The organism is Sphaerisporangium corydalis, assembly GCF_025506355.1.
Classification (GTDB): Bacteria; Actinomycetota; Actinomycetes; order Streptosporangiales; family Streptosporangiaceae; genus Sphaerisporangium; species Sphaerisporangium corydalis.
This window is the reverse complement of the sequence record NZ_JANZYP010000055.1, coordinates 1-25,052: the sequence shown is the minus strand read 5'-3', so window position 1 is coordinate 25,052 and position 25,052 is coordinate 1. Positions and strand designations below refer to the sequence as shown.

General features: G+C 71.9%; 23 protein-coding genes. 12 read left to right on the top strand and 11 right to left on the bottom strand.

Features of this window, described 5'->3' with window-relative positions:
* Nucleotides 1-5: 5 nt before the first annotated feature.
* Nucleotides 6-1,985: a glycoside hydrolase family 31 protein gene (locus tag NYZ98_RS30220; protein WP_262846978.1), complete on the top strand. Its 1,980-nt coding sequence runs from the start codon at nucleotides 6-8 to the stop codon at nucleotides 1,983-1,985.
* Between the two features lie 76 nt (nucleotides 1,986-2,061).
* Nucleotides 2,062-4,236: a hypothetical protein gene (locus NYZ98_RS30215; RefSeq protein ID WP_262846977.1), complete on the top strand. Its 2,175-nt coding sequence runs from the start codon at nucleotides 2,062-2,064 to the stop codon at nucleotides 4,234-4,236.
* Nucleotides 4,237-4,299: 63 nt separating this feature from the next.
* On the opposite strand, the gene crcB (NYZ98_RS30210) is transcribed toward NYZ98_RS30215, so the two are convergent.
* Together crcB (NYZ98_RS30210) and crcB (NYZ98_RS30205) are read right to left on the bottom strand one after the other, a co-directional pair.
* Nucleotides 4,300-4,674 (bottom strand): fluoride efflux transporter CrcB, encoded by a 375-nt coding sequence (crcB, locus tag NYZ98_RS30210; protein WP_262846976.1) that lies wholly within the window; start codon nucleotides 4,672-4,674, stop codon nucleotides 4,300-4,302.
* Nucleotides 4,671-5,138 (bottom strand): fluoride efflux transporter CrcB, encoded by a 468-nt coding sequence (gene crcB / locus NYZ98_RS30205; RefSeq protein ID WP_262846975.1) that lies wholly within the window; start codon nucleotides 5,136-5,138, stop codon nucleotides 4,671-4,673. Before crcB (NYZ98_RS30205) ends, crcB (NYZ98_RS30210) begins: the two co-directional genes overlap by 4 nt.
* A 142-nt stretch (nucleotides 5,139-5,280) precedes the next feature.
* On the opposite strand from crcB (NYZ98_RS30205), the gene NYZ98_RS30200 reads away from it, so the two are divergent.
* Nucleotides 5,281-6,204 carry a phosphotransferase family protein gene (locus tag NYZ98_RS30200; protein ID WP_262847008.1) on the top strand — a complete coding sequence of 308 codons (924 nt, stop codon included), beginning with the start codon at nucleotides 5,281-5,283 and terminating at the stop codon, nucleotides 6,202-6,204.
* A 31-nt stretch (nucleotides 6,205-6,235) separates the two neighbouring features.
* Nucleotides 6,236-6,439: a hypothetical protein gene (locus NYZ98_RS30195; RefSeq protein WP_262846974.1), complete on the top strand. Its 204-nt coding sequence runs from the start codon at nucleotides 6,236-6,238 to the stop codon at nucleotides 6,437-6,439.
* Nucleotides 6,440-6,543: 104 nt separating this feature from the next.
* Here the strand turns inward: NYZ98_RS30195 and fxsT are convergent, their stop codons facing one another.
* From fxsT to NYZ98_RS30165, 6 genes are all read right to left on the bottom strand, one after another.
* Complete coding sequence (fxsT, locus tag NYZ98_RS30190) at nucleotides 6,544-8,796, bottom strand: FxSxx-COOH system tetratricopeptide repeat protein (protein WP_262846973.1); 2,253 nt, start codon at nucleotides 8,794-8,796, stop codon at nucleotides 6,544-6,546.
* Between the two features lie 242 nt (nucleotides 8,797-9,038).
* The gene (locus NYZ98_RS30185) at nucleotides 9,039-10,430 is read right to left on the bottom strand and encodes an MFS transporter (protein WP_262846972.1); all 1,392 of its coding nucleotides are present in this window, start codon (nucleotides 10,428-10,430) and stop codon (nucleotides 9,039-9,041) included.
* Nucleotides 10,427-11,284, bottom strand: a complete 858-nt coding sequence (locus NYZ98_RS30180) for a glutamate ABC transporter substrate-binding protein (protein ID WP_262846971.1) — start codon at nucleotides 11,282-11,284, stop codon at nucleotides 10,427-10,429. Before NYZ98_RS30180 ends, NYZ98_RS30185 begins: the two co-directional genes overlap by 4 nt.
* 25 nt (nucleotides 11,285-11,309) lie before the next feature.
* On the bottom strand, nucleotides 11,310-12,710 hold the full coding sequence (locus NYZ98_RS30175; RefSeq protein WP_262846970.1) for a hypothetical protein: 1,401 nt from the start codon (nucleotides 12,708-12,710) through the stop codon (nucleotides 11,310-11,312).
* Nucleotides 12,711-12,855: 145 nt separating this feature from the next.
* The gene (locus tag NYZ98_RS30170; protein WP_262846969.1) at nucleotides 12,856-13,299 is read right to left on the bottom strand and encodes an ester cyclase; all 444 of its coding nucleotides are present in this window, start codon (nucleotides 13,297-13,299) and stop codon (nucleotides 12,856-12,858) included.
* A 117-nt stretch (nucleotides 13,300-13,416) separates the two neighbouring features.
* The gene (locus NYZ98_RS30165) at nucleotides 13,417-14,004 is read right to left on the bottom strand and encodes a TetR/AcrR family transcriptional regulator (protein ID WP_262846968.1); all 588 of its coding nucleotides are present in this window, start codon (nucleotides 14,002-14,004) and stop codon (nucleotides 13,417-13,419) included.
* A 106-nt stretch (nucleotides 14,005-14,110) separates the two neighbouring features.
* Here NYZ98_RS30165 and NYZ98_RS30160 point away from each other — a divergent pair, with 106 nt between their 5' ends.
* From NYZ98_RS30160 to NYZ98_RS30140, 5 genes are all read left to right on the top strand, one after another.
* A complete protein-coding gene (locus tag NYZ98_RS30160; RefSeq protein ID WP_262846967.1) occupies nucleotides 14,111-14,977 on the top strand; it encodes an NAD(P)H-binding protein in 867 nt (288 codons plus the stop codon).
* Between the two features lie 100 nt (nucleotides 14,978-15,077).
* A complete protein-coding gene (locus NYZ98_RS30155) occupies nucleotides 15,078-16,310 on the top strand; it encodes an RCC1-like domain-containing protein (RefSeq protein WP_262846966.1) in 1,233 nt (410 codons plus the stop codon).
* 120 nt (nucleotides 16,311-16,430) lie between these two features.
* Complete coding sequence (locus tag NYZ98_RS30150; RefSeq protein ID WP_262846965.1) at nucleotides 16,431-17,393, top strand: NADPH:quinone oxidoreductase family protein; 963 nt, start codon at nucleotides 16,431-16,433, stop codon at nucleotides 17,391-17,393.
* A 97-nt stretch (nucleotides 17,394-17,490) separates the two neighbouring features.
* Entirely contained in the window at nucleotides 17,491-18,033 is a 543-nt protein-coding gene (locus NYZ98_RS30145; RefSeq protein ID WP_262846964.1) for a PaaI family thioesterase, read from the top strand.
* A gap of 275 nt (nucleotides 18,034-18,308) precedes the next feature.
* Nucleotides 18,309-18,869 (top strand): hypothetical protein, encoded by a 561-nt coding sequence (locus NYZ98_RS30140; protein ID WP_262846963.1) that lies wholly within the window; start codon nucleotides 18,309-18,311, stop codon nucleotides 18,867-18,869.
* Between the two features lie 51 nt (nucleotides 18,870-18,920).
* Here the strand turns inward: NYZ98_RS30140 and NYZ98_RS30135 are convergent, their stop codons facing one another.
* Complete coding sequence (locus NYZ98_RS30135; RefSeq protein ID WP_262846962.1) at nucleotides 18,921-19,952, bottom strand: arabinan endo-1,5-alpha-L-arabinosidase; 1,032 nt, start codon at nucleotides 19,950-19,952, stop codon at nucleotides 18,921-18,923.
* A gap of 681 nt (nucleotides 19,953-20,633) precedes the next feature.
* Here NYZ98_RS30135 and NYZ98_RS30130 point away from each other — a divergent pair.
* Complete coding sequence (locus NYZ98_RS30130) at nucleotides 20,634-22,046, top strand: glycoside hydrolase family 43 protein (protein ID WP_262846961.1); 1,413 nt, start codon at nucleotides 20,634-20,636, stop codon at nucleotides 22,044-22,046.
* Nucleotides 22,047-22,062: 16 nt separating this feature from the next.
* On the opposite strand, the gene NYZ98_RS30125 is transcribed toward NYZ98_RS30130, so the two are convergent.
* Entirely contained in the window at nucleotides 22,063-22,767 is a 705-nt protein-coding gene (locus tag NYZ98_RS30125) for a P-loop NTPase family protein (RefSeq protein WP_262846960.1), read from the bottom strand.
* Between the two features lie 258 nt (nucleotides 22,768-23,025).
* On the opposite strand from NYZ98_RS30125, the gene NYZ98_RS30120 reads away from it, so the two are divergent.
* Both NYZ98_RS30120 and NYZ98_RS30115 read left to right on the top strand, forming a co-directional pair.
* Complete coding sequence (locus NYZ98_RS30120) at nucleotides 23,026-23,394, top strand: YciI family protein (protein WP_262846959.1); 369 nt, start codon at nucleotides 23,026-23,028, stop codon at nucleotides 23,392-23,394.
* Nucleotides 23,395-23,547: 153 nt separating this feature from the next.
* The gene (locus tag NYZ98_RS30115; protein WP_262846958.1) at nucleotides 23,548-24,399 is read left to right on the top strand and encodes a hypothetical protein; all 852 of its coding nucleotides are present in this window, start codon (nucleotides 23,548-23,550) and stop codon (nucleotides 24,397-24,399) included.
* Nucleotides 24,400-24,426: 27 nt separating this feature from the next.
* Here the strand turns inward: NYZ98_RS30115 and NYZ98_RS30110 are convergent, their stop codons facing one another.
* On the bottom strand, nucleotides 24,427-24,933 hold the full coding sequence (locus NYZ98_RS30110) for a nucleoside 2-deoxyribosyltransferase domain-containing protein (protein WP_262846957.1): 507 nt from the start codon (nucleotides 24,931-24,933) through the stop codon (nucleotides 24,427-24,429).
* Between the last annotated feature and the right edge of the window lie 119 nt (nucleotides 24,934-25,052).

The window sequence follows — 25,052 nt, the reverse complement described above, 5'->3', positions numbered from 1 at the left end:
TTCATGTGCGTCAGCAGGACACGAACCGGTTGGAATTCCGCAGCAGCGAGCACGTGCTGCGCGTCGAACCCTGGGGGCCCGGCAGCGTCCGCGTCCGGGCGGCCCGGGGGGACATCGCCGGCGACCTGCCCGGAGCGCTGGCCGGCGACCCCGGCCCGGCCGAGGCGGTCGTCTCCCACGGGCCGGACGGGTCGACGCTGACCGTCGGCGACCTGCGGGCCGACCTGTCCCCGTCGGGGGAGCTGCGCTTCAGCCGCGCCGGGGACGGCACCGAACTGCTGTCGGAGGCGCCGGCCCACTTCGCCTGGCCCGGCCCCCGCCTGTTCACCGCGGGCACCGACGGCCGCCACCGCATCGAGCAGCGCTTCGCCGCCTACGACGACGAGAAGATCTTCGGCCTCGGGCAGCACACCCACGGGCTGCTCGACCAGAAGCACACCGTGATCGACCTGGTCCAGCGCAACGGCGAGGTGACCATCCCGTTCGTCGTGTCCTCGCGCGGGTACGGCCTGCTGTGGAACACGCCCGCGCTCGGCCGCGTCGAGTTCGCCGCGAACGGCACCCGCTGGGTGGCCGACTCCGCCCGGCAGATCGACTACTGGGTCACCACCGGCGCGGGCCCGGCGGAGATCCTCGGCCACTACGCCGACGCCACCGGGCACGCCCCGCCGCTTCCCGAATGGGCCACCGGGTTCTGGCAGTCCAAGCTGCGCTACCGCAGCCAGGAGGAGCTGCTGGAGGTCGCCCGCGAGCACCGGCGCCGCGGTCTGCCGCTGTCGGTGATCGTCGTCGACTACTTCCACTGGACCCACCTCGGCGACTGGCGCTTCGACACCGCCGACTGGCCCGACCCGGCCGCCATGGTCAAGGAGCTCGACGCCATGGGCGTCAAGCTGATGGTGTCGATCTGGCCGTCGGTGAGCCCGCTCAGCGAGAACTACGAGGAGATGCTCGGCCAGGGCCTGCTGGTCACCACCGAGGAGGGGGCGCCGCTGCTCCACCGGTTCCCCGACACCGGGTTCGGCGGCCACTCCCTGGGGGTGGCCTTCTACGACGCGACCGAGCCGCGCGCCCGCGCGTACGTCTGGTCGAAGGTCAAGAAGAACTACTACGACCTCGGCGTTCGGGTCTGGTGGCTGGACGCCTGCGAGCCGGAGATCTTCCCCGAGCGGCCCGCCGTCACCCACCTCGCCGCCGGGCCCGCGCGCGAGGTGGCGAACATGTACCCGCTCGAACACGTGCGCGGCTTTTACGAGCACATGCGCGCCGAGGGCGAGCAGGACGTCGTCTGCCTGGTCCGCTCGGCCTGGGCGGGCAGCCAGCGTTTCGGCGCGGCCCTGTGGTCAGGGGACGTCCCCTCGACCTTCGAGTCACTGAACGCCCAGGTCAGGGCGGGGCTGAACGTGGCCATGAGCGGGCTGCCGTGGTGGACGACCGACATCGGCGGCTTCCACGGCGGCGACCCGGAGTCCGAGGAGTACCGGGAGCTGATGGTGCGCTGGTTCCAGTACGGGGTGTTCTGCCCGCTGTTCCGGCTGCACGGGCACCGCGAGCCGCGCGACGGCTTCCACGCCGGCCACTCCGGCGGCCCGAACGAGGTGTGGTCCTACGGCGAGCGGGCGTCGGCCATCATCGCCGGCCAGCTGCGGCTGCGGGAACGGCTGCGCGGCTACATCATGGAGCAGATGCGCGAGGCGTCCCGCAGCGGGCTGCCCCCGATGCGCCCGCTGTTCGTGGACTTCCCCGGCGACGAGCCGAGCTGGCGGGCCGACGACCAGTTCCTGCTCGGCCCCGACCTGCTCGTCGCCCCGGTGCTGGAGGCGGGCGCCCGCTCGCGCGCGGTCCACCTCCCCGGCGGGACGTCCTGGACCGACACCGCCACCGGCACCGACCACCCGGGCGGGCGGACCCTGCGGGTCGAGGCCCCCCTGGAACACATCCCCGTCTTCGCCCGCACCGGCTCACGCGTACCCCGGATCCGGTAGCCGGCGACCCACGTCCCGGGGCGGCGCCCGGGCCCGTCCGAACCTCGAGTGCATCGTTCCCCCGAAGGAAGGCCCCATGCGCTTCACCCCCCGGACCGCACGCCACGCCCTCGCCCGCCTGCTCACCGTCCTCCTGCTCGCCTGCGGGCTCGCCGCCCCCGGCAGGGCGGACGCGGCGGCCCCCGTCCTCACCGTCGACCTGTCGGCCACCACCGGCCCGGTCACCGGCGCCGGCGCCGGTTTCCTGTACGGGCTCAGCCAAGACGGCAGGGGTCCCGCCGACCACCTGCTTGCCCCGCTCGCCCCGACCTCGGCCCGGGGAGGGGGCGCGCGGCTGGACGGCCACGGCTGGGTCGGCGACGGCTACGCCGCGGGCAACGGGTACCGCGTGCGGATCGACTCCGCCCTGTCACAGGCGCGGCGGCTGCGCACCGCCCCCTACTCGGCCGCCTACCACCTGCTCGTCAGCGACGTCTGGGGTGCCGACACCACCCAGCCGGGCAGCACCGTCTACCCCTGCGCCGGCGGGGACTGCGCCAACTGGCTCGCCTTCCTCGGCCGGGTCACCGCCGACGTCAGGGCCTCCGGCCAGACGGTGATGTTCGACATCTGGAACGAGCCCGCCGGCGCGTTCTTCCCGCCCGGCTTCGGCACCGTCCAGTACTTCCAGATGTGGGACACCGCCGTACGGGAGATCCGGCGTCTGCTGCCGGGTGCCGCCATCGTGGGCCCGTCCCAGGCGGGTTTCTACCCGGGTGACATCGCCACCTTCCTCGGCCACGTCAAGGCGGCCGGCACCGTCCCCGACGTGCTCAACTGGCACTTCAGCACCGACCCCGCCGCCGACGCGCAGACGGCACGCAATTCGCTGGCCGCCGCGGGGATCTCCGGCGTCCGGCTGTCCATGAACGAGTATCTATTCTCCCCGCAGCAGCGGGCCGGCGTCCAGGCCTGGCACCTGGCCAGGATCGCCAGATCCGGGCTCGTCACCGCCGACCACGCCATCTGGACCGACTGCTGCGTCGCCGGCACCCTGGACTCCACGCTGGTCCCGGTCGGGGGGACGCTACGGCCGACCGGCCAGTGGTGGGTCTACAAGGCGTACGCCGAGCTGACCGGCCGGCTCGCCACGGTCACCGGCGGCGCGGGGAGCGTCGACGCGGTGGCCGCCGCCGACCAGGCGCGCGCCCGGGCCGGCATCCTGGTCGGCGACTCCTCGGGGAACACCGGGCCGGTCACCCTCGCGCTCACCGGGCTCGGCGCCACCCCGTGGCTGTCAGGTCCCCAGGGCGTCAGGGTCGTCGTGCAGCGGATCCCCGACCAGAACCCCCTGGCCCAGCCGGTCGTGGTCGGTTCACAGACCCTGCCCCCCGGCACCACCTCCGCCCAGGTCCCGGTGACCTGGCAAGCCGCCAACGACGCCTACTACGTGACGCTGACCCCGGCCACCACCGCCTCCGCCACCGTCGACGGCGCCGCCACCGCCGCCGGACCGCACCAGTTCACCTACGGCGCCGGCTGGTCGCAGACCAGCGGGGTCGCGGACATGTACGCCGGGACGGCCAACTGGAGCCACACGGCGGGCTCCACGGCCCTGCTGCGCTTCACCGGCGGCCAGGTCGCGCTGCGCGCCGTCCGCGACACCGACCAGGGACGGATGCTGGTCTCGGTGGACGGCTCGGTGCCGGTGACCGTGGACGACTACGCGCCCGCCAGGAACGCCTCCGCCGTGGTGTGGACCAGCCCCGTGCTCGACCCGGGGCCGCACGTGGTCGTCATCACCGTCGCCCCCGACCGCAACCCCGCGAGTACCGGCCAGAACATCGCGCTCGACCGGGCCGACGTGGGGCAGCCGCAGGTCACGCGGGTCGACGCCAACGCCACCACCGGCACGCACTTCACCTACGGAAGCGGGTGGGGGGTGACCACCGGCGTCCCGGACATGTACGCGGGGACGGCCAACTGGAGCTTCACCGCCGGGTCGGTGGCCCGGCTCGCCTTCACCGGGACCCGGGTCGCGCTGCACGCGGTCAAGGACGCCGACCAGGCCATCATGACGGTCGCGGTCGACGGCGGGGCGCCGGTCCAGGTCGACGACTACGCGCCGGTCAGGAACGCCTCCGGTGTCGTGTGGACCAGCGCCGTGCTGGCGGCGGGCGCCCACACCCTCACCGTCACGGTGACCGGCGCGCGCGATCCGGCGAGCACGGGCGGCAACATCGCGCTGGACAGCGCCGACATCTACCCCTGACGGGCCGCCCGGGCCGGCCCCCGATCGCCTGACGAGCGATCCGGGGCGGTCCGGGTGGTGGGGTCAGTTCCAGATCGCCTGGGCCAGGGCCGCGCCCGCGACGGCCGCGCCAAGGCCGGCGGCCACGCTGGCGACGACGTTGGCCACGGCGCAGAAGCGCGCGCCGGTCTCGGCCAGCCGCAGCGTCTCGTAGGAGAACGTCGAGTAGGTGGTGAGGGCACCGCACAGCCCCGTGCCCAGCAGGAGTCCCAGGGAGGAGGAGGCGGCCCCGGCGGCCAGCGCGCCGGTCAGCAGCCCGAGCACCAGGCAGCCGGCCACGTTGGCGGTGAGCGTCCCCCAGGGGAAGGCCGAGTCGTGCCGGGAACGGACGGCCCGGTCGGTCAGGTACCGGAGGGGGGCGCCCACCGCCGCGCCCGCGATGACCAGCAGCCAGGTCACCTGACCGCCCTGCGGGTCAGGGTCGCCGCCGCCCACACGGCCACCAGCGCCGTGACCAGCGTCAGCGCCAGGTACGCCAGCGCCGTCGCGGCGTGGCGGGCCTGGATCAGGCGCACGGCGTCGACGGCGTAGGCGGAGAAGGTGGTGAACCCGCCGAGCACGCCGGTGCCGACGAACGGGCGCACCAGATGGTGCGCCGTCCAGATCTCGCTGACCAGCACCATCAGCACGCCGATGGCCGCGCAGCCGGCGAGGTTGACCAGCAGCGTCGTCCAGGGGAACGCCTCCGGGGCGGTCGGCCACAGCAGCGCGGCGCCGTAGCGGGCGCAGGCCCCGATGGCGCCGCCGGCCGCGACCACGGCGAGCACCGGCCCCTGCCCGCGCCACAGCTCGCCCCGCCGTACCGGCAGCTCGACATCAGGGTCGACGGGCTCGTCCACCGCGCCCGGCCGGTGCGCTTCCATCCGGTCTCCCGCCTGCCGCGCGTCGAAAAGTGCTTGCCGGGACCCTCGCGCCCGCCTTGAATGAGAACCCAGCCCACTGGCCCCCTTGGAGCCTGCCGGTAATGAGAACCCAGCCCACTGGCCCCCTTGGAGCCTGCCGGTGATGATAACCGCTGCCCAGGCACGCGACGCCCTCCGCTCCCTGCTTCCCGGCGTCGCCGTCGCGGAGGTGGTCCCCCGCACCGGCGGGGAGAACAGCGGCGTCTTCGAGATCCGCTGCGACCGCCCGCCCACCCGCCTGATCATCAAGGTCTACCCCGAGGGCCTCGACTGGAAGATGGCCAAGGAGGCGCACGTCTACGGTCTGCTGGCCGAGGCCGGCCTCCCGGTGCCCGAGGTGCTCGGCACCGACGGCTCCCGGACGGTCATCGACGGCGCCTACACGGTCATGACCGCCCTTGAGGGCACTCCCCTGTCGGAGGCCGGTGCCGCGATGACCGGGGAGGAGACCCACCGGATCTACCGGCGGCTCGGCGAACTGCTCGGCGCCGTGCACCGGCTGCGGCAGGACGCCTTCGGGTACGTCGTCACCGGCGTCCTGTCCCCGGTGGCGACCAACGCCGAGTACATGCGCGAGCGCTTCACCCAGAAGTTCCGCGAGTTCGCCGACCTCGGCGGCGACCCCGCCCTGCTGCGCTCGGCCGAGTCCTTCGTGGCCGCGCGCGACGCGGCCTTCGCCGGCTGCCCGAACGCGGTCCTGTGCCACAACGACTTCTACGAGGGCAACATCCTGGTCGCTCACGGCGACGGCGGGTGGCGGGTCACCGGCCTGGTCGACGTGGAGAACGCGCTCGCCGCCGACCCCCTGCTGGACCTGGCCAAGACCGACTTCTACTCCATGCGCGGCGCCCCGGCCAAGCGGCGCGGCCTGCTGGAGGGGTACGGCCCGCTCCCCCCGACCTGGCCCGGCGCCTTCCCGCTGTACCGGCTCTTCCACGCCCTGGAACTGTGGGACTGGTACGCCTCCACCGGCGAGCCCACCCCCCTCCCCCATCTCGCCGAAGACATCCGCCAGATGACCTGCTGACAGCGGCGTCAGGCCACGCCGAGGGCCGACCTTGTTCTACCAGGAGGGCTCGGGTCCGCTCCTGGACGTCGGCGTGTACGGGATCCACGAGGCGCTCGGCCTGCTCGGCCCGGCGCTGCGGGTGAGCGCGTGGGGCCCCGAAGTAGCCCGCCACGCCCTAGAAATAATGCTCAAGCCCCACGAATCAGACCAACCCGGGCAAGCCCTAACCCTGGAGACCACCTCCCCCTGGTAACCGGGCCCGCGTACCGAGGGAGGCCGTGTACCGACCACGTACCGGGCGGTGTCGTTCAGATCGGCCGAGTGTGGTCGCCCGGCCGGCGACGCCATCGCATGGGACTACGTCCGATCCCCATCCGCACCATTGGCGATTTCGATGGCTTGGCATATCGCCGTCAGATCCCCGACTGAGTTGTTCACATCAGGGTGGCCAGGCCCCAAGAGGGCGAGCCGCAGCGACAACGCCCGACCGCATAGGTCACGTGCCTGCTCCAGCTCACCCAATCCCCAGAGCGCGGATGCCATGTTGTTCATTGAACGCAAGGTCTCGGGGTTGTGCTCACCCAGTATGGCGCGGCGCCCCTGTAACGCCTGCTCGGCCAACTCCTTGGCCCTCCTGAATTCCCCAGAACGCCACAGCATGACCGCAAGATTGTTCATCGAACTCAAGGTGTCGGGGTGATCATCACCCAAAGTGGCACGCCGCCCCCACAGTGCGTACTCACACATGTCCCGGCCCTGTTCGATCTTCTCCAGACCGAAGAACGCGGCACCCAGATACGTTATGGCGGTGAGGGTCGCGGGATGGTGATCGGTGAAATGGCGCCGGTAGCCGGTGAGAGCCTGCCGGCATAGATCGAGAGACCGGCGTCGCTGAGTTGGATCACGATGTAGAGCGAACCCCAGAAGCGACATGGTCTCGAGAGTCTCAATATGGCGGGCGCCGAGAGTGGCCAGACGAGCCTGGAGTGCTCGTTCAAGCAGAAACCGCGCGGCGCCGTCGTGCCGACGGTACTCAAGGAAGTTGCCGTAGATGTGTTGAAGAGTCGCAAGATTCCTGGACACGATCTGCAGCCGATCGGCATGACCCAGCAGAGCCTGGACGTGAGGGAGGAGTGCCACAAAACGGGGGCCGTGGCGGGAGTCTCGGGCATCCGCAGGAGTGGCCGCCAGGAGGACGTCCATGGCAATACGTGCATATCGGTCAGAGGTCCATGACCGTTCCAACAAGCTGCCGACCGACCGAGGCCGGGCTACGGCTGACCCCTGGATGGTGAAGTCCCGGATCACCGTCTGGACCAGTTGATGCAACTGCAGGTCCGTCGCTCCAGACTGAGCAGCGTCCGGCCTCGCCGTATCCGCCGGGTTCACCAGCGAGCAGGACAGGAGCGTGGCGACGACCTCGTCCGCCTTCACCGGGTCGGCTGAAGCCCGGCGCAACGCACGAGGTAGACCGGCGACCCGGGAGAAGATCAGATCCCGGGGTACGGGAGCAGGACCATAGAAGGCCAGAATCCTTAACGACTGTCCAGCGGCCCGATTGCATCCGTCGATCAATCGAAGCGTCAGTCGCCAGGTCACGGTGAGAGGAGTGGCGTAGTCGCATGGAAGGTGACGTCCCAAGACGTTGACACAATCGGCGCGATAGCGATGCATGAATTCCTGCCATCCGATGGCACCGGCCGTGCAGTATGCCGCGGCCTGCTCCAACGCCAAGGGCAGACCGCCCAGCTGATCGACCAGTTCGACCAGCGCCTTCTCCTCTGCCGGGGTTGTGTCACCACCGCGACGCCCGCGCAGAAAAGCGATCGCGTCGGCATCGGAGAACGCTTCGACTCGCATCGGCCGTGCCAAGGTGTCCCAGTGCGGATCGACCGAAGTGATCAGTACCTGACCCTCCCCGGTGACAGGGACGAGTCCCGTCAAACTCTGTCGATCCGGGGCACTGTCAAAGATCAATAACCAGTCGCCTCGGGCGCTGAGATGCTCGACCACGCGCCGGCAAGCCCGTTCCCGGTCGCTGTCACCGACCCCAAGTCTCTCGGCCAATTCCGCCATCGCGGTGACCGCCGTCAACCGCTCCGTCGCGGGCACCAGCCAGCCCACGCGAAATAGGTGACGACGGTCGGCGGCGTGAGCGAGCGCCAGTTGGGTCTTGCCTATTCCCGCCAGCCCGTGCAGCGCCACCACAGCGCGGGTGAAAGGGCCGGCCTGTTCGACGGTGAATGCGGCTTTCAGCCGTTCGAGGTCCGATTGACGACCGTGGAACGTTCGCACAGGTGCGGGTATGTTCCACACCTGATCACCACAGGTGTTGGCGACCGGTGATAGCGGACGCGGGTCGGCCAAGGCATGATCAGCATGATGCCGGCCGACCTCGTTGACCGCGATACAGCTCGCCAGAAGGATCGCAAGTGGCCAGGCGACCCACGAATACGGTTTCCAGGATTCCGGCAGGGCTCCCGTGGCGACGTCGGTCAGAACAGGAAGGAGAATCAGCACGATTCCTGGTCCGGCCATCAACTTGACCCAGGACGAACGCCGCATCCACGCCTCCAGGAACACCCGCATCAATCCGTCAAATAAGACCATATACATCACTCTGGTAACCGTGGGCGCTGAAACTGAACCGAAGTACGGCCTCAGGCGAAGGACCTACACAGGCATGAGCCGACGTTGATCAAATTTGCTCGGTGTTTCGCGCTTTACCGGCGACTGGAGCGCGCGGATCAGGATCACTTCCCTCCGTCGCAACGTCCACTCCACCTCAATGCGTCCACCTCGATATCGCCGTCCGGCACTGAAAGGACGACGGCGCCGAGGCTACGGAGATGTCAGATGGAGCCTTGGGGGACGGTCGGCGACCGCGTGCCCAGTGGCTCAGGTGGTGGCTTGGGGGCGATCGCGAGGCCGAGGGTGGTGAGGGTGAGGGTGGCGACGACGTAGAGGGAGATGGCGGTGGTGGTGGCGTAGTGGTCGAGGAGGAGGACCGCGACGATGGGGGCCAGGCCGCCGCCGGCGACGCCGGCGAGCTGGTAGCCGAGGGAGGTGCCGCTGTAGCGGAGCCGGGTGGCGAACAGTTCGGCGATGAACGCGGCCTGCGGGCCGTACATGGCCGCGTGCGCGACCAGGGCGACGCCGACGGCGAGCAGGATCGCGGGGAAGGAGCCGAGGTCGAGCAGCGGGAAGAAGGCGAAGACCCAGACCGCCGCCACGATCACACCGGCCAGGTAGACGGTCCGGCGGCCGAGGCGGTCGGACAGGGCCGCGAAGAGCGGGATGAGCAGGACCTGGACGGCGGAGGCCACGAAGACGGCGTGCAGACCGCAGTCCGCGGCGGCCGAATTCAGGCCGGCGTCCACGGTGGCGGCATGTAAGCCGGCGTCCGCGGTGGCGGTGTTCGGGGCGACGAGGGGCGGCTGCGCGGCGCCCGCGCGTGGGGTGGCGGTGAGGTAGGTGAGTAGGTAGAGGGTGAAGACGTAGTAGGCGACGTCGACGCCGAGGCGGGCGCAGAAGGCGGACAGCAGGGCTCGCGGCTGGGTGCGGATGACCTCGGTCAGCGGCAGGCGTGAACGGGTGGTGACCTCGACGAACAGGGGTGACTCGGCGATGTTGGCCCGGATCCAGATCCCGACGAGCGCGAGCAGGCCCGAGAGCAGGAACGGCACCCGCCATCCCCATGTCAGGAAGGCGTCGGCGGGCAGGACCGCGCCGGCCAGGCCGAACACCCCGACCGCCAGCAGGTTGCCCACGGGCACCCCGGCCTGCGGCCAGCCGGCGTCCAGACCGTGCCGGCCGGGATGGCCGTGTTCCATGGACAGCAGCACCGCGCCGGCCCACTCGCCGCCCAGGCTGAGGCCCTGCACGAAGCGCAGCACGACCAGCAGGACCGGTGCGGCGGCGCCGATGGTGGCGTACGTCGGGAGCAGGCCGATGAGGAACGTGGCCATTCCCATGACCATCAGCGTGACCGCGAGGACGTTCCTGCGGCCCACCCGGTCGCCGAAGTGGCCGAACAGCACGCCCCCGATCGGGCGGGCGACGAACCCGGCACCGTAGGTGGCGAACGCCAGCAGCGTGCCGGTCAGCGGGTCGGCCTGGGGGAAGAACAGCCGGCCGAACACGAGCGCCGCCGCGGTGCCGTACAGGAAGAAGTCGTACCACTCCAGCGAGGTGCCCACCAGGCAGGCGACGACGACCTTGCGCGACCGGGTGCCCGTTGTCATTCGCAGCCCTCGAAGCGGGGGATGTGGATCGAGGTGAGGTCGAGGCCGGTGCCGTCGAACCATTTGTGCAGGAGTCTGGCGGCGGTGCCGTCCTGGTAGAGGTCGGTGATCGCGCGGTTGAGGGCCTCGCAGCCGTCCAGGTCGCCCTTGCGGATGCCGACGCCGGTGCGCTGTTCGTTGAAGCGGGCGTTGACCAGCCGCAGGCCGCCTCCCGCGCGGTGGGCGAGGCCGGCGAGGATCACGTCGTTGGTGGTGATCGCGTCGAGTGCGCCGTCCTTGAGCAGGGCGAGGCACTGGTCGTAGTCCGTGGCGGGGACGAGCTCGGCCGCCACCCCGCGTTCCTCGACGACGCGCTCGGCGGCGTTGGAGCCGGCCACGGCGCAGATCCTGCGCCCCGCGAGGTCACGCACGTTGCCGATGCCCTTCTGCCCGGAGCGGACCATGATGTCCTGGTAGGAGACGTGGTAAGGGCCGGCGAAGGAGACCCGTTTCTTGCGTTCCTGGGTGATGGAGTAGGTGGCGAGGACCAGGTCGGCCCGCCCGTCCAGCAGGACCGCCTCGCGGTCGGCGGCGAGCACGGCGACGTACCGCACCTTCGCCCCGAGCTTGGCGGCCAGGTAGGCGGCCACGTCGACGTCGAAGCCCTCGAAGGTGCCGTCAGGCAGCCGCAGGCCGAGTCCTGGCAGGTCGGGCCGTACGCCGACCACCAGCGTCCCCTTGCCGGCCACCGAATCGGGACCGGTCGCGCCGCAGGCCGGCGCGAGCAGGACGGCGAGCGCGACCGCGACCCGTGTCATGAACGCGGTGAGCCGGGCGGCGGTGCGGACGGCGCCGAAGCCGTGGTCGCCCCGCATGGCCCTCCTTTCAGCGGTACTCGATTCAGCGGTACTCGTTGAGGCGCGGCAGGATGCCCGCGACCACCAGGACGGCGATGGAGATCATGGCCGCGGGCAGCAGGAACAGCAGGTCGGCCAGGGCGTCCTCCCCTTGGGCGATGGCGCGCTCGAAGACGGCGCGGTGTCGCTCGGACAGCGCGAGGACCCTGGCGTCGTACCCGTCGAACTCCTCGCCCAGCGACGCCAGCCGGACGGCGACGGCCTCGCCGTGCCGGTCCTGGGCCGGCAGCGCGCGCAGGGTGGCGTCCGCCCCCTGGAAGCGCACGTAGGCCAGGAACGCGGCCCGCGCGCCCTCGCCGTCCCGCTCGGTGAGCGCGGCGCCGAGGAACCCGGGGAAGCCCGAGGGTCCGGCTGCGGCCGACATCCGCTCGTGGTACTCGCGCACGTTGCCCGCCTCGACGTAGAGCACCGACTGCGCCGCGTCCAGGTAGGTGTGCTCGTAGGTGTCGGCGCGCTGGGGGTCCAGCAGGTAACGGGTCTGGTCGGCGCGCATGCCGTTGCCGATCGCGCGGGCCCTGGCCAGGGACAGCACGGTGTCGAAGCCGTCCCGCTTGGCGGTGAGCAGCGTCTCGGCCTCCCGGGCCGGCAGGCCGAACCCGGTGAAGGCGTACATGGCGGCGATGGCCGTGGCGACCACCAGCGCCGGGCCGATCACCCGGCGGAACCGGCGGGCGAGGAACACCTGCAGGCCGGCCAGGCACCCGAGGGCGAGCACGCCGGCGACCGCCACGACGGCGCGCCCGGCCGCCAGCGACGAGCGCGTCTCGTCGTGGACCCTCCGCACGTTCGTGCCGCTCTCCAGGGTGAGGTTGTACGCCTGCGGCAGCAGTTCCTCGCGCATCAGGTCGGTGGCGTCGCGGTAGATCGACAGGACGCGCTCGGGCGGGGGGCCGGCCTGGTGCCCGGCCTGCTCGTCCAGTTGCAGCGCCCGGGTGGCGAGCCGCTCGTACCGGCCCATCCCGTCGAGTACGGCCTGGGTCGTCCGCGTCTGGGCGGGGTCGTCACCGGCGAGCGCCGAGGCGCGGAACAGCGCCCGGCCGGCTTCGCCTCGGCGGCGGTCGTAGAGCTGGAGCGCCGCCTGCCGACGTTCGGGGTGGTCCTTTCCCAGCAGCAGGACCTGGGCGATCTGCCCGTCCATGTCGCTGAGCGCGAAGTACAGCCCGGCGGTGGCGACGACCTGCGGGCCGGCGCCGTGCCCGATGATCCGCAGGCCGGTGCGGGCGCTCTGGCTGGTGGTCGCGAGGACGGTGAACAGCAGCACCAGTGCCGCGACCGTGACGCCGGAGATCAGGCGGATGCGCCGGGGGACGACGCTGCCCGCCGGGGGGCCGGTTCCCGCATGGGCCAGAGGTCCCGGGGCGGGGCGCCGGGAGAGCCTGATCATGGCCTCACCGGCTGCGGGGAGCCTCGTCGCACGCTTCCCGCACCCCCTCGCGGGATGGACCGGAAGGGGCCCGATCTCCCCGGACGGGTGTCGCTATCTCGCCATTAGGGGGGTTCGGCGCGGCACTGTCAAGCGGTGATCGGCGTCAGGCCCACGCCTCGGTCTCGGCGAACTCAAGGGTGGCGCCGAGCTGGGCGGCCAGTTCGAGCTGGTCGTAGAAGACGCGATGGCAGGCGATCACGCCGTCCTCGATGAAGGACACGCTGCAGGCACGGATGGTCATGGGCCGCAGGGTCGGCTCGATCACCCCTCCTCCCGGGGCGAGCATGGGTCCCTTGTGCACTCCGGTGAGGGTGTACTCCGCCACGATGACGTCACCGGACTCGGTGACCGACTGGGGCGTGCACCTCGCGTCGGGGAACGCGTCCATGAACTGGCCGTAGTAGGAGATGATCTCCTCCCGGTCCTGGCCGATGCCGTCGGGGGCGACCAGGACGGCCCGCTGGCCGAAGCACTGCGCCAACGCGCCCAAGTCGTGGCTGTTGAAGGCCTTCCTCATCCGGCCTAGGGCGATCAGAAGATCAGACATCGGGATGGGCTTTCAGTGACATGGGCCACGACCTGAGCTGTATGGGGCTATATGTGCCATTTAATCACGATAGCGCTGTTTTGGGGTGTTGAAGAAGACTTCCTGGCCTAGATTTCGTCAGGACGAGGCACGCAGGCCGTCGACGACCACCGCCATCGCCCGGCCGCGGGACGCCGCCGACGACAGCCGCCGCTCCATGACCAGCACCCCGCCGATGATCGCGTGGAGCTCCTCAGGCCCGATGTCGCCCCGCACCGCGCCCGATTCCTGCGCCCGCGACAGCAGGACGCCGATGGCCGCCTGGAGGGACGCGCCGGGCTCCCGGACCGCGTCCGCCAGCTCCTCGGCGCCCGCAAACGCCGCCGAAAGCGCCAGATGTCCCCTGGCGGTCGCGACCAGGCGGTGGAAGAACGAGAAGAACGCCTCCCCCGCGTCGCCCGCGCCGGCGAGCCCGGCCGCCTCCTCGGCCAGGGCCGTCAGGCGGTCGGCGATGACCGCCTTGAGCAGCTCCTCCTTGGTCGGGAAGTGGCGGTGCACGGTGCCGGCGCCCAGCCCGGCACGGCGGGCGATCTCGTCGAGGCTGACCGAGGGCCCCTCGGCGGCGAAGGCCTCGCGGGCGGCGGCGAGGACCCGCTCCCTGTTACGGCGCGCGTCGGCACGCGGGGGCCTGCGCTCCTGGGCGTCGCGCGGCAGGGCGTCCGGCATGGCTTCCTTCCCGGGCTTGTAAGCGGGGCGCCCGCCCCGTATCGTGAAAGCGGGGCGCTCGCCCCACTTTAGTCTCAGCCGACGAGGCGTCGCCGAGAGGATCAGCATGATCATAGTTACCGGTGCCAACGGCGAGTTCGGCCGCTCGGTCGTGGAACACCTGCTGGCGGCGGTGCCGGCCGGCGAGCTGGCCGTCAGTGTCCGCGACCCCGCGAAGGCGGCGCCCCTGGCCGAGCGGGGGGTGCGCGTCCGCCGGGGCGACTTCGACCACCCGGAGACGCTCGCGGACGCCTTCGCCGGCGCGGGCACCATCCTGATCAACGGCACCAACTACGGGACCGCCCCGGCCGTACGCGCCGCCCAGCAGGCGTCCGCGATCCGCGCGGCCAAGTCCGCGGGCGCCACCCGGCTCGTCCTCACGAGCTGGGCCGACCTCGACACCTGCGCGCTTCCGGCCGCGAGCGACCGCCCCGGCACCGAGAAGCTCGTCACCGGATCCTCCGGCGCGTGGACGATCCTGCGCCTGACCTACGGGCTGCCCGCCGCGCTGGCCCGTGACGTGCGGTCGGCCCTTTCGACCGGCGTGCTCGCGGCACCGGCCGCCGGGGCCCGGGTGACCCCCGCCACCACCGGCGAACTCGCCGAGGCGACGGCGAACGTCCTCGCCGAGCCCGGCCACGACGGCCGGACGTACGAGCTGAACGGCCCGGACGCGATCGGCTGGGCCGACCTGGCGGCGCTGGCGTCGGAGCTCGCCGGGAAGGACATCCCCTACCGGGACGTGCCGGAAGAGGAGTTCCGGGCCGGCGTCGTGGCCGCCGGCTTCCCCCCGGCGGCCGTCGACCCGCTGCTGGACCTGTACGCCGCCTTCCGCGCGGGGTGGACGGCCACCCCGTCGGGCGAGCTGTCCCGGCTGCTCCGCAGGCCGGCCACCCCCTCCCTGGACGCCGTACGCCAGGCCGCCGGGCGCTGAGCCGGGCGGGCCGGGTGGCCCGGGGTGGAACGTGGTGGCACGCCCTCCAGGTGGGACCCCTCAAGCGGGTCCGTCCCCGGTCGCCGAAGGAGGTCGCGCGATGACCAAGCTCCTGTGGGCCTCGCCGCGGAACCTGTTCGTACCGATGGTCATGGGGCTCGCCACCGGGCCGCCGCCGAGCGCCACCGCCGCCCCGGTCGCCCTGGTCCGTACCCGTACCGCGGCCTGGGGCTACAACACCTCGGGCCAGCTCGGCGACGGCACCGAGACCTCCCGGGCACGGCCCGTGGCGGTGGCAGGAGCGGGCCACGACTTCGCCGCGGTCGCGGCCGGCGGTGACCACAGCGTGGCCGTCGCCGCCGACGGCACCGTGTGGACCTGGGGTGACAACGCCGACGGCCAGCTCGGCGACGGGACCATGATCAACCGGGCGGTGCCCGCGCCGGTGCCGGGGCTCGCGGACGTCGCCGCGATCGCCGCAGGCAACGGGTTCACGCTGGCGCTGCGCTCCGACGGCACGGTGTGGTCCTGGGGGAGCGACGACGCGGGCCGGCTCGGCAACGGCTCGGGGGCGCCGAGGCCGGTCCCGGCCCAGGTGACCGGCCTGCCGGTGATCGCCGCCGTCGCCGCCGGGTCGTCGCACGGCCTGGCGGCGGGCGCGGACGGCTCGCTGTGGTCCTGGGGGCTGAACTCCCACGGCCAGCTCGGCGACGGCACCCGGGACGACCGCCCGGCCCCGGTGAGGGTGCCGGGACCGGGGAACGCCGTCCGGGTCGCCGCCGGCACACTGCACAGCCTGGCGCTGGGCGTGAACGGCCGGCTCTACGCCTGGGGGCTGAACACCAGCGGCCAGCTCGGCGACGGCACCGTGACGGTCCGGACGGCGCCGGTGCGGGTGGCGCTGGCCGCGAGCGCCGTCGGCATCGCCGGAGGCGACGACCACTCCCTGGCCGTGGGCGCCGACGGCTCCCTCTACGCCTGGGGGGACAACGGCAACGGCCAGCTCGGCGACGGCACCAGGACCGGCCGGACGGTACCCGGCGTGGTGCCGGGGCTGTCCGGGGTCGTCCAGGCCACGGCCGGCTTCTGGTCCAGCGAGGCGCTGCGCTCCGACGGCACCGTGTGGTCGTGGGGGTTCAACTTCCAGGGCCAGCTCGGCGACGGGACCGAGAAGACCCGCCTGTCACCGGTGCGGGTGCCCGGCCTGACCGGCGTCGCCCAGGTCGACATGGGCCGGCGGGCGGCGTTCGGCACCGCCTCCCACACCCTGGTCGTCGTCCCGGCACCCCGTACGGGAAGCCGTCCTGGAGTGACGGCGAGCCGTCCTGGGTGACGGCGAGCCGGCCGCCAGGGACCTCGGCCACCCCGGGGCCGGCGATCACGACCTGCGGTGATCGCCGAGACCACCGGGCCCGGCTAGAACGATGTTCGGCGTCCCCCTATGCTGGCGCGCATGCGTGCGCTGGTCTGTGAAGAGCTGGGGTCGGTCGCGGTCGCCGAGCGGGAGACGCCGGAACCGGCCGCCGGCGAGGTGGCGATCACCGTCGAGGCCGCCGGGGTGAACTTCGTGGACGGGTTACTCGTCCACGGCAGGTACCAGATCAAGCTCCCGCCCCCGTTCGTGCCCGGCGGCGAGGTCGCGGGCACGGTGAGCGCGGTGGGCCCCGGCGTGACCTCCCCCGCCGCCGGCACCCGGGTCGTCGCGGTGTGCGGGGTGGGCGGCTTCGCCGAGCGGGTCGTGGTCCCGGCCGCAACGGCGGTGCCGATCCCGGACCGGCTGGACGCCGCCCGCGCCGCGACGTTCCCCCAGAGCCACTGCACCGCCCTGTTCGCCCTGCGTGACCGGGGCGGGCTGCGCGAAGGCGAGAGCGTGCTCGTCCTCGGCGCGGGCGGCGGCGCCGGGCTGGCGGCGGTCCGGGTGGCGGTCGCGCTCGGCGCCACCGTCCTGGCGGGGGCGTCCAGCGAGGACAAGAGGCGGGCGGCCCTGGACGCCGGGGCCGCCGCCGTGGTCGACACGACCGGCCGCAGCGTCAAGGACGCGGCCCGGGAGTTCTCCGGCGGCGGGGTGGACCTCGTGTACGACCCGGTGGGCGGGGACCTGGCCGAACCGGCGCTGCGGGCGCTCCGGGCGGACGGGCGTTATCTCGTGATCGGCTTCGCCTCCGGGACCATCCCCTCGCTGCCGCTCAACCAGGTCCTGCTGCGCAACCGCACGGTCACCGGGGTCGACTGGGGGTCCTGGTCGACCGGCAACCCGGCCGGGCAGTACGCCCTGCTCGCCGAGCTGCTCGACCTGGTCGCGGACGGCACCCTGGACCCGGCGGCCCCGGCCACCGCGCCGCTGGAGGACGGCGGGCGCGTCCTTTCCGACGTCCTCGGCCGCCGGGTCACCGGCAAGATCGCCCTGATCCCCTGACAAGATCGCCATGGTCCCCTGAGAGGATCGCTCTTACCCGTGTCCGAGGCCGCTCGGGCGCGCGTTCAGCACGGCCGGCGCGGTCGGCACGGCCCGGATGACGACGTTGGAGACCATGATGGCCGAGTCCTCCCCGATCCCCGCCGGGACGATCCGCATCGCGGACCTGCCCGGGGCGCAGCAGGACCTCGTCCGGTCCTCGCTCCGCGACCGGACGCCGCTGCACGCCCTGCTCGACATCCAGATGGTCGAGATCGGTGACCGGCACGCGATCCTGTCGATGCCGGTGCGCGCCGAGTCGTTCAACAGCACGGGGAACCTGCACGGCGGCGCGCTCGCCACCCTCATCGACGTCGCCGCCGGGGCGGCCGCCGCGCGCGGCAGCGGCTTCCAGCCGGGCCGCCAGAGCCTGGTCACCGCCGACCTGCACGTCCGCTACCTCGGCAGGCCGCACGGCGACATGGTGTACGCGAGGGCCGACGTCCTGAAGGCCGGCCGACAGCTCATCGTGGTGGAGTGCCGGGTCACCGACCGCGAGGACCGCATCGTCGCCTCCGCCGACTTCTCCATGATGATCGTCGCCCTCCGGCGTCCGCTCGACCCGGACGCCCCGGTGAACACCACCGACCCGGACCTGTGACCCCTGGACCACCCAGACCTTGTGGCCCCCGCCTCGGTCCGCCCCGCGCCCGGACGGCCGGTGGGCGGCAGCGGCGAAGCCGGGGGCGGCTTGACAGGACCGGGCGGTCTGCCGCAGATTGGTGGCCTCGGCGATCGTCCTCGCCAGCCTCCTCCGGCGCTCCCGGCAGCGCCGACCCGTTCGGGAGGCAAAGGGGAGCGCATTCTCGGATCCAACGACCGTTGCCTGTTTCGTTTCGTGCCGCCGGGGGGCACGACCGGAACGTGGAGGCGACGTTGACGGCTCACCGGGACTTCAAGCGGCTGGTCCGCGCGCGAGCGCGCGCCACCGGCCTGTCCTACACCGCCGCCCGGCGCCTCCTGCTGTCAGAAAGGAGCGCCCTGATGGCGCGCGTCCCCTTCCGCAGGGTCCAGAAGGCCGAGTACGGCTTCGCCGTGAACATCCCCGAGAGCTGGGCCGAGCGCGAGCCCGACCCGTCCAACAGCCAGTACGAGGTGGCGAGGTTCGTCGCCCACGACAAGGCGCACCGCACGTGCCTGGTGTTCCGCCGGCCGGCCGAGGGCGTCACGGCCGCCTCGGCCGCCGAGCGGGCCCGCGACCGCCTCGAAGCGCTGGGGTTCGGGCGGTTCGAGGTGAGCGAGGGCAACCTCGGCGACCAGGCCGCGGTGCGGCTCGACTTCGACCGCGCATCGGGCCACGGGCTGTGGTCGGTGCGCGAGTACTTCGTCGCGACCGGCGGGCTGATGTACTGCCTGGGCCTCGGCTCCTCCGACGCCGAGGCGGACGCCGAGACGCTGGACGCGCTGGCGACCGGCTTCGAGATCCTGGCCGGCTGAGGCACGCCTCGGGCCCGTACGGAGCGACCGGCTCCGTACGGGCCCCGGGGATCAGTACACGAACGGCCAGCCCGCCGCGTCGTACGCGATCAGGTTGATGCCGAGGCGGGGCGTGCCCGCGTTGTCGTAGTAGTGGTAGAAGAGCACCTCGGAGTCGCTGTCGGCGATCACGGCCTGGTGCCCCGGGCCGTGGACGCTGCCGTGCCCGGCCAGCACCTGGGTGCCGCCGCCCGAGGTCATGGCGGTGCCGTTGCGGTCCACGAACGGCCCTGTGACGCTTGCCGACCGGCCCACCATGATCCGGTAGGTGCTGGCCGCGCCCTGGCAGCACGCGTCGAACGAGACCCACTGGTAGTAGTACGAGCCGTGCCTGAACACGAACGGCGCCTCGATGGCGGTGGAGCCGCCCGTGCGCTGCGCGATCGAGGTGATCGAGGTCCCGGAGCGCAGGCCGGTGGAGGGGTCGAGCCGGATGAGCTTGATGCCGGTCCAGAACGAGCCGAAGGCGAGCCACCACTGGCCCGAGCCGTCCACGATCAGGTTGGGGTCGATCGCGTTGTAGTTGCTGGACGAGGTGGTGGAGATGACCAGGCCCAGGTTGGCCCAGGTCCCGGACGCGCCCGTCGTGCTGGTCGCCAGGAAGATCGCCGAGTTGCGCGAGCCGAACGTCGAGGCCGAGTAGTACATGTAGTACCTACCGTTGCGGTAGGAGATGTCGGGGGCCCAGAGGCTGGCGCTGCCGCCGGTGTACGACCTGGTCCAGGACGCGCCGCCGGGGAAGGCCACGCCCGCGTCCCGCCAGGCCGTCCGGTCCGTGGAGGTCTTCAGGACGATGTTGTTGCCCGTGTGCGCCAGCAGATAGCCGCTGGAGGTCTTCACCACCGACGGGTCGTGCACGCTGGTGCTGCCGGTCACGACTCCGGGGCCGGGATAGGACGCGGGCGGGGTGGTCGGCGCGGCGGCGGGGATGGCCGCCCCGGCCGGGCGCACCAGGGCGAGGGCCACGACGAGGGCGAGGGCCGGAACGGCCGCGACCAGCGCGACGATCTTCCTGGCGGGCGGGGAGAGGGAGGAGGTGTGCATCATGACTCCAGTCGGGGGCTTCGTGCCTCGTCACGGCGGCTCAACGGGACCACCTCTGGTCGCCCGCGCCTGCGGCGAGGTCGTTCCCGACGCAGGCAGCGGCGCGTGCCGGCGTCGTGCGTCCTTGGGCACCTGTCCTCTCCCATGGAATCCTGTTAGCGCTAACATTCGTGTGGCCGACCCGTCGTGGCGGGCAGGGACATCCGGCCGTACGGCAGGCCGCGAACCGGACCGGGAATGACTGCCCGCAAGTGTTAACTCGCCTTCGGAATCGAGTCAAGTGCTGCCGTCAGGAGCACATCCCTTTCGCGTGCACCGACCGGCGGCGTACCCGAAATCGCCTGAACGTTTCACCGTTCGGCACCGGGCGGTCCCGCCCTTCCCTTTGCGCGTGTTTCGACATATCTCTCGGACCTCCGCCCACGCAGACGAGGTGTTCGGCCCGCATTCCCCTCCCGGCGAAGAGATTCCCGGCATAACTCCCCCGGGTGCTCACCGCTTGACAGGTGCCGATGTGAACGTTCACCATCGCGTCCAGTCACCGCGAACGGACAAGCTCCGGCACTCCGAACTCCGGCGGGCCGTTCCGCATGGATATCCGGCCCGGACGTGCGGGACGAGAAAAGCATGCCCGGAGATCGGCTCCACGCTGTTAGCGCTCACAAACGAGGGAGCATCGAGATGCACGGCACCTCCCCGCTCGCGTCCGCGTTCCGACGGCTGCTGTCGGTGCTCCTCGGAGTCTCCGTGCTGCTCGTGGCCGGCGCGGCGGGTACGTCCCGGACCGGCGCCGCCTTCGCGGCCACCTACTCCGGCTACGCCATGGCGTACTTCACCGAGTCGCCGGCCACCACGGGGGCGAACTACGGCCTGCATCTGGCGGTCAGCTCCGACGGCCTCAACTGGACCCCGCTGAACCAGAACAACCCGGTGGTCACCCCCACGCAGGGGACCGGCGGCCTGCGGGACCCGTTCATCCTGCGCAAACAGGACGGCACGTTCGTGGTGCTGGCCACCGATCTCAAGGGCACCGACTTCACGCAGAACAACCAGTACATCCACGTCTGGCAGTCGACGGACCTGCGCACCTTCACGAACTACCATCGGCTGAAGCTGCACTCGCTGGCCACCCACAGCTGGGCGCCCGAGGCGTTCTGGGACGCCTCCCGGGGCCAGTACGCGATCATCTACTCGGCGGCCACCGGCGGCCACGATGTGATCATGGTCGACTACACCACCGACTTCGCCACCGCCACCGGGCCGCAGACGTTCTTCGACCCCGGTTACGCGGCCATCGACGGCGACCTGGTCTCCAGCGGGTCCGTCAACTACCTGTACTTCAAGAACAACACCAACGGCTCCCTGCTCGGAGCCCGGTCCGGCTCGCTCGACCCGGGGAGCTTCAGCGTCCACACCGGGGCGATCTCACCGGGACGCGGCGTGGAGGCGCCGGAGCTGTACAAGTCCCTGACCGGCAACACCTGGTACATGTGGGGCGACACCTACAATCCCAACGGGCGGTTCTTCTCCTGGCAGACCGGCGACCTCGGCAGCGGCTCGTGGACGGCGCTCGGCGACCGGGCGTACACCCAGCCATTGAACTCCAAGCACCCCGGGATCACGCCCATCACCGCGACCGAGATGAGCGACCTGATCGCGAAGTGGGGGTCGCCCGCCTGGAACCGGCTGAAGTCCTACAACTTTCCGGACCGGTACGTACGCCACCAGAACAACGTGGGCCGCATCGACACCTACCCGTTCGACCCGTACCAGGACCAGCAGTGGAAACTGGTGCCCGGCCTGGCCGACGCGGCCGGGGTGTCGTTCCAGTCGGTCAACTACCCGGGCATGTACCTGCGGCAGTCCGGCTTCGCGCTCGTGCTGAACACCGCCGACTCCTCCACGGCGTTCAAGGCGGACGCGACGTTCTACCGGGTCGCCGGGTTCGCCGACTCGTCCTGGTCGTCATTCCGGTCGTACAGCCAGCCGACCCGCTACATCCGGCACTACAACTACGTGCTGCGCATCGACCCGATCACCACCGCCTCCTCCGCCACCGACAAACAGGACGCGACCTTCCGCGTCGGCTACTGACCCCCACCCCGTCCGGTCACGGGCGTGCCCTGGCCTCGATCCTGGTCAGCGTCGCGTCCCAGTCGTCCTGCGGGTCGTCGATCATGATCTTGGGGTGGGGGTACGCGTCGAACACGTCCTGCACGACGACCTCCCACGCGCGGTACAACTCGATGACGGCGTCGCGTCCGCGCAGGTCCCGGCTCCGCGCCCACGGAAGGCCGGCCACCGAGGCGAGGTTCCAGGACGACCACGGCTCGCCCCGGGCCCGGTGCACGCGCTCGACCGCGGCGGCGATGTCGGTGGGCCGCAGGTAGACCAGAAGGGGCGCGGCGGGCGCCAGTCGGCGCACGATCCCGGCGGCGACGGCGACGACCCGGGCGGGCGGCGCGCCGTCCAGAAAGGGCGGCAGCACCGAGTTCTGCAGGAAGGTGCTCTCCAGGACCAGGGTCTCCCGGCCGAACCGGCAGCGTCCGGCGAGCCGGTCCCACTGGCCGTCCGCGTACACCCGGCGGTCCCGCGCCAGGCCGTCCTCGCCGACGTCGCCGGGCGACCACACCGGTTCCGGATGCGCCGCGCGCAGCAGGTCGACGGCCTCGGTCCGGATGGGATGGTCAGGGGCGAACTCGTTGAAGGCCCGCGCCTGCTCCCCCCGCGCGACCAGCCTGCCGGCGATCCGCTCGGCGACGGTCGACTTCCCCGCACCGACCATCCCCTCGACCAGGATCAACCGCGTCCCCACCCCCGCGAGCCTACGCCCCGCGCCGCGACCCGACCTCCCCCGACGCGACCCGACCTCCCCCGACGACCCCACCGTGCGCGACCCGGAACCGACTTCTCCCGGCACTCACACCGGCCCGGCCTGGTAACCGTTCACTCCGGCCGATCGTCACCACGGCCCGGAATCCGTTTTTCCGGCGATGTCGAGGATGGGCCGCCTGCTCCGACCCCCCGGTGAGAGGCGCCCGGAAAGGGCTCCCCCGACCCCTGAGGACCGACCATGAAATACATGCTGATCATGCAGATGAACCCCCGCGTCTGGGACGCCCTGCCGGCCGGCGAGCGCGACGCGGTGATGAACGGCCACGGGGCGTTCCTCAAGACCATCCAGGAGTCCGGGGAGATGATCAGTACGCACGCCCTCGCCGACCCCGCCACGAGCATCTCCGTCCGCCGCCTGGACGGCGTCCCCGCGGTGACCGACGGCCCGTACGCGGAGGCCAAGGAGCACATGGGCGGCTACTACCTGGTGGACTGCGAGACCAGGGAACGCGCGATCGAACTGGCCCTCCTCATCCCCGACACCCACGTCAACGGCCTCGGCATCGAAATCCGCCCCGTAATGTTCTCCGCCGGCCCCGACCTCTGACCCACCCCCACCGCCCGGCCCACCTTGCGATGTCCGCGACCGCTGACCCACCCCACCGCAGGGTGGGCCGGTGTCCGGATCCGGCCACAACGACAACCGAGCCACCGCGCATTCCGTCCCCTTTGTGTTGCATCTTGCATAACAGGAGATATTTTGCGCATCCGCTCCGTCCTCGTCGCTGCGGCCCTGACCGGCGGCCTCGGCCTCTGCTGTCCCCCGGCCCAGGCCGCCGTCCCCGGGCACCGGCACGGCTCGCGGGTCGTCACCGACGTCGTGAAGTACCGATGCACCGGCGCCGGGATCCAGAGCCAGGACATCGAGGTCAAGGTGGAGCTGACCGTGCCGACCGGCGCCGTCACCGAGCAGCAGATGACCATAGGCTGGCGCGGGACCTACGCCGGCACCGGGCTGACGGCGCCCGGCGGAGGGCTGTCCAGCGACACCAAGCTCTACGCGTACGCGTCGATCAGCGGGATCACCAGGCTCAGCTCGGCGACAGGGGTGGGCACGCCCGGCGCGGCCGGCGCGGGACAGGTCGTCCCGCTGCCCACGACCGAGGTCGCCCTGAAGACGACCCCACTCGACGCGGGGACGGGGACGGTGCGAGCCGCCGCCATGAACTTCGGCCTCAGGCCCAACGCACCGTCGATCGAGTGTGACGTGCTGAACGCGAACGACCTGACGACCTATCCCCTCACCGTCACCCAGGGCGGCCAGGGCCGGACCGGCAGCCCTACGCCGACCACCACCCCCACCGGAACGAGCCCGGACCCGATTCCCGTCGCCACCTCTCCGAGGCCGACCCATACCGTCACCGAGATCGTGACCCGGATGCCGGCGAACCCGGACGGGAAGGTGACGCGTACGCCGGCGGGCTCGGCCGAGACCGGGGGCGGCGGCACGAGCGGGCCTGACGGGCGGCTCCTCGTGCTGGCCGGCCTCCTGGTCACGTTCGTCGCCGCCACCGGACTTCTGCTGCGGCGCCGGGCGATCCCCCAGGGCTGACGCCCTCCGCCGGGCCCTGACGGTCGATCACGTGTCCGGGACGGGTGGGTGGGGTGGGGGCAGGAGGGCGAGGGTGGCGGTCACGGTGGCGTCGAGGGTGGTGTGGACCGGGACCGCGTAGTGGTGAGCCAGGTGGATCAGGTAGCGGTTGCGCTCGGGGTTCGGGCAGCCGGGCGGGCAGCCGAGCACGGTGCGGCCGGAGCGGACGTCGTGGCCGAACTCGACGTTGGTCGTGAAGCCGGGCAGGGTCGCGAGGTCGCGGGGTATCCAGAACAGGATCGCGCCGGCCGACTCCCGGGCGGCGTTCTCCCACGCGAACTGGTCGTCGTAGTGCTCGGCGCGTACGCCGCCGCGTGACTCCGGGGTGAGCACGGTAAGCGGGCCTGGGCCGGTCCAGGCGAGGGTGATCGCCTCGATCGCCGCCGGCCGCCAGGAGGGCACGTCCTCGCTTCTCGGTGTCGGCCCGGCCAGGAACACGCTTCGCCGCCCGGCGGGGATCGGCTCGCGGGCCCATACCAGGTCGATCCCGGTCACCGCGCCCCATCCCCATCCTGGTACGCGGCCGGGTCCGCGCTTCCAGTGAGATCCGGCGGCCCGGCGGGGTCGAGGGATGGGGTGGGGGTCAGGGGGTGGGGGGTCCAGGGGAGAGGGAG